3 protein-coding genes are annotated in these 3,010 nt (G+C 70.4%); 2 read left to right on the forward strand and 1 reads right to left on the reverse strand.

The features are described from left to right. Nucleotides 1-86 precede the first annotated feature (86 nt). Nucleotides 87-734, reverse strand: a complete 648-nt coding sequence (locus GUY60_RS36325; protein WP_161705756.1) for a TetR family transcriptional regulator — start codon at nt 732-734, stop codon at nt 87-89. A gap of 87 nt (nt 735-821) precedes the next feature. Between GUY60_RS36325 and kbpA the strand changes: the two genes are divergently transcribed. Further along, nucleotides 822-1,649 carry an AfsK-binding protein KbpA gene (gene kbpA / locus GUY60_RS36330; RefSeq protein ID WP_161705757.1) on the forward strand — a complete coding sequence of 276 codons (828 nt, stop codon included), beginning with the start codon at nt 822-824 and terminating at the stop codon, nt 1,647-1,649. A gap of 264 nt (nt 1,650-1,913) precedes the next feature. After that, nucleotides 1,914-3,010, forward strand: a 1,097-nt coding sequence (locus GUY60_RS36335) for a serine/threonine-protein kinase (protein ID WP_312866563.1), incomplete at its 3' end; no start/stop codon positions are given.

A 3,010-nucleotide genomic window follows, 5' to 3' on the forward strand; every position in this document is an offset into this window, starting at 1 on the left:
GGGGCGGGGCGGGGAGTAAAACGCCACAGGCGGTGGACCGTTGGTACGGTCCACCGCCTGTGTGACAGGACGAGATCGAAGTGGTCCTACTTCGTGGGCTTCTTCCCGGTGATACCCAAGTGCACCAACAACGCCAGATTCGGCTTGAGTTCAGCCTGCTTGACGCCCCACGTCTGGAACCCCTTCTGGTGCGAGGCCACCGCCGCCAGCATCGCGACCAGGGAACCCGCCATCGCCGCGGCGCTCACGTCCTTGTCGACCTTGCCCTTGGACTGGAGCTCCTTCACCGTGTCCGTAAGGGAGTTGGTGACGGAGTTCAGGATCTTCATGCGGAGTTTGTAGAAGCGTTTGTCGCCCTCGGCCGCGCCGAGATCGACCACCCGCAGGATCGCCTCGTTCTTGCGCCAGAAGTCGAGGAAGCCGTCGACCAGTTCCTGCGCGGCCTGCCAGCCGGCCTTGCCGACCCAGGAGCGCTCGGCGAGCACATCCGTCAACCCGGCGCCCTCGGTGGCCATTTGGTCGGCGATCTCCAGGACCGCGCCCTCGACATCGGGGAAGTACTGATAGAAGGTCGCGGGCGAAGTCCCGGCCTTCCGGGCGACATCGATGACCTTGACGTCCCGGTACGGCGAAGAACTGAGCATCTCGCTGAGGCAGTCGAGCAACTTCTGCCGCGTCGCCTGGCCGCGTCGCCCGGCAACACGGCCGTCGACCGTGCGTACTTGTCCTGTCATGCCGTCAGCTTACCGAGGGGTGATCTGAGCGCGATTCGGCCGACTGCAAATGGGGCGGGTAGTGCGCGGGAGCCTTACTTTGAAGCCATGGCAGACATCCCGGTTGCCGGATACGCGCAGGGCGTCCCCTGCTGGATCGACGCGCTCCTGCCCGACGTGGAGGCAGGCAAACGGTTCTACGGCGCACTCTTCGGCTGGACCTTCGAGGCCTTCGAGACTGGCGAGACGCCCGGAGCGACCGCACCCGCACGTACGCCCGCGCGGGCGTACAGCGAGGGCCGGGCCGTGGCCGCGCTCGCGCCGAAGCGGGACGGCCGCATGCCGACTGTGTGGAACGTCTACTTCGCGACCCCGGACGCGTACGCCCTGGCCAGGACGGTCAGGGATGCGGGCGGGCAGGTGGTGACGGCGCCGGTGCCGGTCGGCGCGTACGGCACGGTCGCGCTCGTCACCGACCCCGAGGGCGCCGTCTTCGGCCTCTGGCAGGCCGGCACGTACCCCGGCTTCGAGAAGTCGGGCGAACCGGACTCCTTCTGCTGGACCGAGGTGTACTCCCGCGACGGGGGCGTCGTCGACCCGTTCTACGAGTCCGTCTTCGGGTACGGCGGCACCGATATGCCCGAGATCGACGGCACCGCCTACCGCCTGTGGTCGCCGGCCGGCACCCCGCCGGGCCCGGAGACCGCGATCGGCGGCCGCTCGCTGGTCTCCGGCGCCTTCCCGGCCGAGATGCCCGCCCACTTCCTCGTCTACTTCAACGTCGCCGACTGCGACGCCGCCGCCGCCAGGACCCGCGCCCTCGGCGGCCGGGTACGTGCCGAGCCCTTCGACATTCCGTACGGGCGGATGGCCGTCCTCGTCGACAATCAGGGGGCGGGCTTCGCCGTACTGCAGGATCCTGAGCCGCCGTCCTGAGGCGTCCTGACGGGTTTCCGCGGCTTCCGGAGGCTTCCTGGGCCCCAGATGTGACCTGATTTCGCCTTGTATGTGCGCAGACATCCCGGTTTGACCTTGGGTTCGCAACCATCACCCGGTAACAGGAACAATCAGGGTGCGTGCCGCCGCTGCGGCTTCTTGGTGAGAACCTGGCCGGAAGCGGTGTGCACAACTTGGTCGGTACGGACGCGGACGCACGCGGCACGTACGCGGTAGACGCGGTCTCGTACGGGGAGGTGGCAAGTGGTGGAGCAGCTGACGCAGCACGATCCGAGGCGGATCGGCCCGTTCGAGGTGCTTGGCCGGCTGGGTGCCGGCGGCATGGGGCTCGTCTATCTCGCGCGCTCGGCCTCGGGCCGCCGGGTGGCGATCAAGACGGTCAGGACGGAGCTCGCCGAGGACCAGCTGTTCCGCGTCCGCTTCACGCGTGAGGTGGAGGCGGCCCGCGCCGTGTCCGGTTTCTACACCGCGGCCGTCGTCGACGCCGACCCGCGCGCGGCCGTGCCGTGGCTCGCCACCGCGTACGTCCCCGCGCCCTCCCTCGAAGAGATAGTGAACGAGTGCGGGCCGCTCCCGGCCCAGGCGGTGCGCTGGCTCGCCGCCGGTGTGGCCGAGGCGCTGCAGTCCATCCACGGCGCGGGCCTGGTCCACCGGGACCTGAAGCCGTCCAACGTCCTCGTCGTCGAGGACGGCCCGCGGGTGATCGACTTCGGGATCGCGTCGGGTGTCTCCAACACCCGGCTGACCATGACGAACGTCGCCGTCGGCACCCCCGCGTACATGTCGCCCGAGCAGGCCAAGGACTCCCGCAGCGTCACCGGCGCCAGCGACATCTTCTCGCTCGGCTCCACCCTGGTCTTCGCCGCCACCGGGCACGCCCCGTTCCACGGCGCCAACCCGGTCGAGACGGTCTTCATGCTGCTGCGCGAGGGCCCCGACCTGGACGGGCTGCCCGAGGAGCTGCGGCCGCTGATCGACACCTGCATGCACATGGAGGCCGCGATGCGGCCCTCGCCCGCCGACCTGCAGGCACAGCTCGCCCCGCATCTGTTCTCCTCCGGTTCCGACGACAGCGGTACCGCGTCCGCGTGGCTGCCGGAGCGGGCCGTCGCTCTGATCGAGAGCCGCAGGGGTGGCCGCCCGCCGGTCAGGACCTCCGGTTCCCCGAGCCGCAGCAACGGAAAGGCGCAGGCCAGGCCGCCCGCCCCGCCGGTGGCGCCGCCCGCGCCGCCCGCGCCCCGGATGTCGCCCGGCCCCGCGCTCTCCCCTCGCGACGACTGGGACGCGGTCGCCGGCGCCGGTGGACTCGGCGCCGACGGGCACGGCGCCGGTGGGGTCGG

It is taken from the genome of Streptomyces boluensis (assembly GCF_009908195.1).
GTDB classification, from domain to species: domain Bacteria; phylum Actinomycetota; class Actinomycetes; order Streptomycetales; family Streptomycetaceae; genus Streptomyces; species Streptomyces boluensis.

Coding starts and splice junctions, on each gene's coding strand:
- GUY60_RS36325 (WP_161705756.1), bottom strand. CDS start 734: ATGACAGGACAAGTACGCACGGTCGACGGCCGTGTTGCCGGGCGACGC.
- kbpA (WP_161705757.1), top strand. CDS start 822: ATGGCAGACATCCCGGTTGCCGGATACGCGCAGGGCGTCCCCTGCTGG.